Below are 6,749 nucleotides of genomic sequence, written 5' to 3' on the forward strand. Positions count from 1 at the left end.
GTTTGGTTTTTACTTTATTATAAAACAAATGAAAAAAGCAACGTTTTTTAAACATTGCTCTTTCATCGTTAACCTTATTTAAAGTAGTTAATTCCCATTGCATCCTTGACTTGATCCAAAGTATTTGCTGCAACCTGACGAGCTTTTTGACTGCCTGCTTCTAACATGGCATAGACTTGCCCCATGTCTTTGGCAAACTCGATTCGACGCTCACGGATTGGTCCCAATTCACGTTCTAAAATGTCAAGAAGATAGCGTTTGGTTTTCACATCACCCAAGCCACCACGCTGGTAATGCTCCTTCATTGCTTCAATCTCGGCACGATCTTCTTCACGTCCGAAAACGTCAAGATAGTGGAAAACCATATTTCCTTCAATCTGACCTGGGTCTTCTACACGAATGTGGTTAGGATCTGTGTACATGGACATGACTTTCTTTTTGAGTGTATCCATGTCATCGGCTAAGTAAATCCCATTTCCAAGTGACTTAGACATCTTGGCATTACCGTCCAAACCTGGCAAGCGACCAGCTGCCTCATTTTCAGGATAGATACCCTCTGGCTCCACCAAAATATCCGTCTGATAAGCATGGTTAAAGCTACGAACGATTTCACGGGTCTGCTCAATCATCGGTTTCTGGTCATTTCCAACAGGGACAAAATTTGCCTTGAAGGCTGTAATGTCCGCCGCTTGTGACACAGGGTAAACCAAGAAACCAGCTGGAATTCCTTCGCCAAATCCCTTCTGAGCAATCTCCGTCTTCACTGTTGGATTACGTTCTAGACGTGCAACAGATACCAAGTTCATGTAGTACATGGTCAACTCTGCTAGTTCAGGAATTTGACTTTGGATAAAAATCGTTGTTTTAGCTGGGTCAAGTCCTGCTGCAAGATAGTCCAAGGCCACATTACCAACTGATTCGATAATTTTTTGTGGTTCTTTGGCATGGTCTGTCAAGGCTTGTTGGTCAGCTAAAAAGACAAAGAGTTCATGCTGTCCAGCATTTTGCAGTAGAACACGATTTTTCAAGGAGCCAACATAATGGCCGATATGGAGTTTACCTGTTGGACGGTCTCCCGTCAAAATAATTGGTTTGGTCATTCCTTCACCTCATCTGATAATTTTCATAAAAAAAGCCCCGCACAGAAACTGTGCAAGGGCGTCAAGGACACGGTACCACCTTACTTAGGAGAACATACTCCCATCTTTATGCACATAAGGCCTGCTAGCCGAATCCTTATTGGTTCGAATTCATTACAAAATCAGTCCATTCACCAATCACCATTACCTGTTTGCAGCGACCACAAGCTCTCTAAAAATGGAAGATTACCTACTCTTCTGATTGACCTCTATTATACCTTTTAAAAAATAGAAAGTCAATACTTCCAAGCCTTGACGATAAGCTGGATTTTAGGGATAATAGAAATTGCATTCTATGATATTCAAATAAGGAGAAGCTATGAAAGAACGGATCAAAGATTTTGCTTATGTAACTTTGGGTTCCATTGTCATGGCTGTTGGTTTTAACAGTCTATTTTTAGAGAATAATATTGTTTCTGGAGGGGTTGGAGGTCTTGCTATAGCACTCAATACGCTCTTGGGCTGGAATCCTGCTGATTTTGTTCTCTACTGCAACATTCCTTTGCTCATTATTTGTTGGGTGTTTCTAGGAAAGTCTGTCTTTGTTAAAACAGTTTACGGCGCTATCATTTATCCATTTTGCATTAAGTTGACAGCAGGTTTACCAAGCTTGACAGAAAATCCTTTGCTCGCTGCTATTTTTGGTGGAATAATCCTCGGTTTTGGACTAGGACTTGTCTTTCTAGGAAATTCATCTACAGGTGGTACAGGTATTCTCATTCAATTTCTTCATAAATACACTCCCTTATCTTTAGGAGCAACAATGGCCATCATCGACGGAATAATCGTCGGACTAGGTTTTATCGCTTTTGACCCAGATACTGTCATGCATTCCATCATTGCCCTTATGACCATTACTTACATTGTCAACCGCATGATGTCCGGTACCCAATCATCTCGAAATATCATGATTATTTCTCAAAAATCAAGTCAAATCAAAGACTACATCACAAAAGTCGCGGATCGCGGTGTGACAGAGCTCCCAATTATCGGTGGCTTTACAGGGGTTGACAAGCGCATGTTGATGACCACCATCTCTATTCCAGAAATGCAAAAACTGGAAACGGCTGTATTAGAAATTGATGAAACTGCCTTTATGGTTGTCATGCCTGCCAGCCAAGTTCGTGGACGTGGTTTCAGCTTACAAAAAGACCATAAACATTACGATGAAGATATTTTAATTCCAATGTAATTCATTGAAAATTCAAGTTCTTTCTAGTACAATAAAACTAATAGACAGAAATAGAGGAGAAACTATGCTTACAGTATCAGACGTGTCGCTCCGCTTTAGCGACCGCAAATTATTTGACGATGTCAACATCAAGTTTACAGCAGGAAACACCTACGGCTTGATTGGTGCCAATGGTGCTGGTAAATCTACTTTTTTAAAAATTCTTGCAGGTGACATTGAACCATCAACAGGCCATATCTCACTTGGTCCAGACGAGCGTTTATCTGTTCTTCGCCAGAACCATTTCGACTACGAAGATGAGCGCGTGATTGACGTCGTTATCATGGGGAATGAGCAACTTTACAGCATCATGAAAGAGAAAGATGCCATTTACATGAAGGAAGATTTTTCTGATGAAGACGGTGTTCGTGCCGCTGAATTAGAAGGTGAGTTTGCTGAACTTGGTGGTTGGGAAGCTGAAAGTGAAGCTTCTCAATTACTCCAAAACCTCAATATTTCAGAAGACCTCCACTACCAAAACATGAGCGAATTAACCAATGGTGAGAAGGTTAAGGTCCTCTTGGCTAAGGCACTTTTTGGTAAACCAGATGTTCTTCTTTTGGACGAGCCTACCAACGGTTTGGATATCCAGTCCATCAACTGGCTCGAAGATTTCTTGATTGACTTTGAAAATACGGTTATCGTCGTGTCCCACGACCGCCACTTCTTGAACAAGGTATGTACCCACATGGCTGACCTTGACTTCGGTAAAATCAAGATTTTCGTTGGTAACTATGACTTCTGGAAACAATCTAGTGAATTGGCTGCTCGTTTGCAAGCAGACCGTAACGCAAAAGCAGAAGAAAAAATCAAGGAATTGCAAGAATTCGTTGCCCGTTTCTCTGCCAATGCTTCAAAGTCTAAACAAGCAACCTCTCGTAAAAAGATGTTGGATAAAATTGAGTTGGAAGAAATTATCCCTTCTAGCCGTAAATACCCATTTATCAACTTCAAATCTGAACGTGAAATCGGTAATGACCTCCTAACCGTTGAAAACTTGAAAGTTGTCATCGACGGTGAAACCATTTTGGATAATATCAGCTTTATCCTACGTCCAGGTGATAAGACGGCCCTCATTGGCCAAAACGACATCCAAACAACTGCTCTGATTCGTGCCTTGATGGGAGACATCGAATACGAAGGTACTGTCAAGTGGGGTGTAACTACCAGTCAATCTTACCTACCAAAAGACAATACTCGTGATTTTGACACCAACGAATCCATCCTTGATTGGCTTCGTAACTTTGCCAGCAAGGAAGAAGATGACAATACCTTCTTGCGTGGTTTCTTAGGTCGTATGCTCTTCTCTGGTGATGAAGTTAACAAACCTGTCAATGTCTTGTCAGGGGGAGAAAAGGTGCGCGTGATGTTGTCTAAACTTATGCTCCTCAAATCAAATGTCTTGGTATTGGATGACCCGACCAACCACTTAGACTTGGAATCTATTTCCAGTCTAAACGATGGTCTCAAAGCTTTTAAAGAGTCCATCATCTTTGCAAGCCACGACCACGAATTTATCCAAACACTTGCTAACCACATCATCGTTATTTCAAAAAATGGCGTCATCGACCGTATTGATGAAACCTATGATGAATTCTTGGAAAATGCTGAAGTACAGGCAAAAGTACAAGAACTTTGGAAATCATAATAAAAAGGCGATTCACTCGCCTTTTCTTTTAAATCTATGAAAAAAATATTTACAAAAAAATCTACCTATTACCTCCTATCTTTTTTGATTCCTCTAGGAATTATTTCCCTTGTCCTAGCTTTTCAAGGCATTTGGTGGGGAAGTGATACAACCATTTTGGCTAGCGATGGCTTTCATCAATATGTCATTTTTAATCAAACGTTACGCAATACTTTACACGGTGACGGTTCACTTTTTTATACCTTTACAAGCGGATTAGGTTTGAATTTCTATGCCTTATCTTCTTACTATCTTGGTTCCTTTCTATCACCTATTGTGTTCTTCTTTGATTTACAATCCATGCCAGATGCCCTCTATCTTGTCACTGTTGTCAAGTTTGGATTGATAGGTTTGTCAACCTATTTTAGCTTGAAAGGGATACATAAGAAACTTGAACCTTCCTGGGCACTTCTTCTTTCCACTTCCTACTCATTGATGAGTTTTTCTACCAGTCAATTAGAAATCAATAGCTGGCTAGATGTCTTTATACTTATTCCAATCATACTTTTAGGGGTACATCGATTGGTAGAAGGAAAAACTCAAGTCATTTACTATACAGCCTTAACTTGCTTGTTTGTTCAAAACTACTACTTTGGCTATATGGCTGCCATTTTTCTAGCATTGTGGGCACTTGTTCAATTATCCTGGTTGGAAAAAAATAGGATAAAAATATTCATAAACTTTACAGTTGTGTCAATTTTATCAGCACTAACTAGTATGTTTATGCTCCTACCAACATATTTAGATTTAAAAACGCACGGTGAAACATTTACAAAGATTGTCAATCTAAAAACGGAAGACTCATGGTATTTGGATTTCTTTGCAAAGAATCTAGTCGGTAGTTTTGACACAACAAAATTTGGTTCTATTCCTATGATTTATATAGGATTGCTGCCACTTGTATTGACTATCTTATTCTTTACTTTGAAAAACATAAGGTGGCAGGTTAAGTTTTCCTATGGCCTACTAATCAGTATTGTCATTGCTAGTTTCTACCTCCAACCACTCAACTTATTTTGGCAAGGGATGCATGCTCCGAATATGTTTCTATACCGCTATTCTTGGGTCCTATCTACCATCCTTATCTACCTAGCTGCAGAAACAATTATACGATTGAAGCAAGTTTCTATTAAAAAAATCTATGGAAGCATCTCGGTTATATTACTAGGTTTTCTACTAACTTATCTATTTAAGCAGAACTATGAATTCTTACAAGATGTAAACTTTTTATTGACAGTTGAATTTCTAATTCTTTACATTGTCCTATTTTGGCTCCTTTTTCATCGAAAGCTATCTGCTAAATGGATTGCTACTATTTTTCTATTCTTTGGATTATTTGAAATCGGGATCCATACCCACTATCAAGTACAAGGATTATCTGAGGAATGGCATTTTCCAAGTAGTTCAAACTATGAAGAAAAATTGACAGATATTGACAAGCTTGTCAAGTCAGCAAAATCTGATAATACTACCTTCTATCGAACTGAAAGATTGTTACCACAAACAGGCAATGATAGTATGAAGTACAACTACAATGGTATTTCTCAATTCTCTTCTATTCGCAATAGAGCTTCTAGCTCCGTCCTTGATAAATTAGGTTTCCGTTCAGATGGGACCAATCTTAACCTCCGCTATCAAAATAATACCATCATTGCTGATAGTCTATTTGGCATAAAATACAATCTAGCAACTCTTGATCCAAATAAATTTGGTTTTTCACTTTATAAAAGTTCCGATACAATAAATCTCTATGAAAATAGCTTTAATCAAGGTCTGGCTATTCTCACCAACCAAGTTTACAAGGATGTAAAGTTTACAAACCTCACACTTGATAATCAAACAAATTTCCTCAATCAGCTATCTGGTGTAAACCATAAATATTACTACAGCATTCCAATCACTTCATCTCAATATGCGACTGAATTAGGAAATCGTATCACTGTTAATAAAGCAAATGAGGAAACGAGTGCTAAAGTTAGTTATACATTAACAGTGCCTGCAAATAGTCAAGTCTATCTTAATTTACCAAAAATAACGTTTTCAAATGAGAACCATAAGAAAGTTGTCATCTCTGTCAACAATCAGTCAAGTGAGTTTACATTAGATAATGCTTTTTCGTTCTTTAATGTTGGTGATTTCCCTGAAGAACAGGTAGTAAAGGTTGACATTCACTTTCCTGAAAATAATCAAGTTTCCTTCGATAAACCTCAATTCTACCGTCTAGATCTAATCGCATTCCAAGATGCTGTATCTATTCTAAAAGAAAAAAATAGTGTTACAAAAACTGAAGGAAACACGGTCACTATTGACTTTGAAACAGAAAATGAAGCTTCTCTTCTTTTAACCCTACCCTACGATAAAGGATGGTCTGCAACAATTGATGGGGAACCAGTAAGTATTCAAAAAGCACAAAGTGGTTTTATGAAAGTTGATGTCAAGCCTGGGCAATCACAAGTAATTCTTACCTTTACACCTCAAGGTTTTTACTTAGGTTTAATAATCTCATTCTCCGCCCTTGGCCTGTTTATTAGCTACCAAATCTTTCGAAATAAGTACAATAAAAACCTCCCAGTATAGATTGATATACTCCCCTTATAGTGGACAGTGAAAAAACAAAAATTTTCACTAGAAACTATAAAGGGAGTTTTATTATGTCCAAAAGAAGTCCAAAGTCTGTCTCTGAGAAACTAGA

General features: G+C 38.4%; 4 protein-coding genes. 3 read left to right on the forward strand and 1 reads right to left on the reverse strand.

Annotated features, from left to right (window positions below; translation table 11 throughout):
• Positions 1 to 74 precede the first annotated feature (74 nt).
• Positions 75 to 1,100, reverse strand: a complete 1,026-nt coding sequence (gene trpS / locus C1G53_RS12760) for a tryptophan--tRNA ligase (protein WP_105118862.1) — start codon at positions 1,098 to 1,100, stop codon at positions 75 to 77.
• Positions 1,101 to 1,458: 358 nt separating this feature from the next.
• Between trpS and C1G53_RS12765 the strand changes: the two genes are divergently transcribed.
• The 3 genes from C1G53_RS12765 to C1G53_RS12775 all read left to right on the forward strand — a co-directional run bounded on the left by C1G53_RS12765 (position 1,459) and on the right by C1G53_RS12775 (position 6,634).
• On the forward strand, positions 1,459 to 2,331 hold the full coding sequence (locus tag C1G53_RS12765; RefSeq protein ID WP_105118863.1) for a YitT family protein: 873 nt from the start codon (positions 1,459 to 1,461) through the stop codon (positions 2,329 to 2,331).
• A gap of 64 nt (positions 2,332 to 2,395) precedes the next feature.
• Positions 2,396 to 4,018, forward strand: a complete 1,623-nt coding sequence (locus C1G53_RS12770; protein WP_105118864.1) for an ABC-F family ATP-binding cassette domain-containing protein — start codon at positions 2,396 to 2,398, stop codon at positions 4,016 to 4,018.
• Positions 4,019 to 4,054: 36 nt separating this feature from the next.
• On the forward strand, positions 4,055 to 6,634 hold the full coding sequence (locus C1G53_RS12775; RefSeq protein ID WP_105118865.1) for a YfhO family protein: 2,580 nt from the start codon (positions 4,055 to 4,057) through the stop codon (positions 6,632 to 6,634).
• The last annotated feature ends 115 nt before the right edge of the window (positions 6,635 to 6,749 follow it).

The organism is Streptococcus suis, assembly GCF_002960445.1.
GTDB classification, from domain to species: domain Bacteria; phylum Bacillota; class Bacilli; order Lactobacillales; family Streptococcaceae; genus Streptococcus; species Streptococcus hyiners.